At 60.4% G+C, this 674-nt stretch carries 1 protein-coding gene; it reads left to right on the forward strand.

The features are described from left to right. A partial coding sequence (locus GJ693_RS16475; RefSeq protein ID WP_156257284.1) for an HAD-IC family P-type ATPase occupies window positions 1–674 on the forward strand: 674 nt, incomplete at both ends.

Consider the following 674-nt stretch of genomic DNA (forward strand, 5'->3'; position numbering starts at 1 on the left):
TGCGAGAGATCGTCGCCGGCGACATCGTGCGTCTTTCAGCAGGGGATATGATCCCGGCAGACGTGAGGCTGATCGAATCCCGCGATCTGTTTGTGAGCCAGGCAGTGCTCACCGGTGAGGCCATCCCTGTTGAGAAGTATGACACGCTCGGGTCTGTCGCCGAGAAGTCCGCGGCGAGCGTAGCGTCCAGCGAAATGAACGCGCTCGACATGCCCAACGTCTGCTTCATGGGCACCAACGTCGTGAGCGGCACGGCGACCGCGCTTGTCGTTGCCACGGGTGCTCGCACCTATTTCGGATCGTTAGCCAAGGCGATCGTCGGATCGCGCGCTCAAACGGCGTTCGATCGCGGCATCAACAGTGTGAGCTGGCTGCTCATCCGCTTCATGCTCGTCATGGTTCCTGTCGTCTTTGTCATCAACGGCCTGACCAAAGGCGACTGGGTGGAAGCGCTGTTGTTCGGCCTTGCCGTCGCCGTCGGACTTACCCCCGAAATGCTGCCGATGATCGTTTCCTCGAACCTCGCGAAGGGCGCCGTAGCGATGGCGCGGCGCAAAGTCGTCGTGAAGCGACTCAACGCCATTCAGAACTTCGGCGCGATGGATGTTCTCTGCACGGACAAGACCGGCACGCTGACTCAGGACAAGATCATTCTTGAGCACCACGTCGACTGT

It is taken from the genome of Sandarakinorhabdus oryzae (assembly GCF_009733735.1).
Lineage (GTDB): Bacteria > Pseudomonadota > Alphaproteobacteria > Sphingomonadales > Sphingomonadaceae > Sandarakinorhabdus > Sandarakinorhabdus oryzae.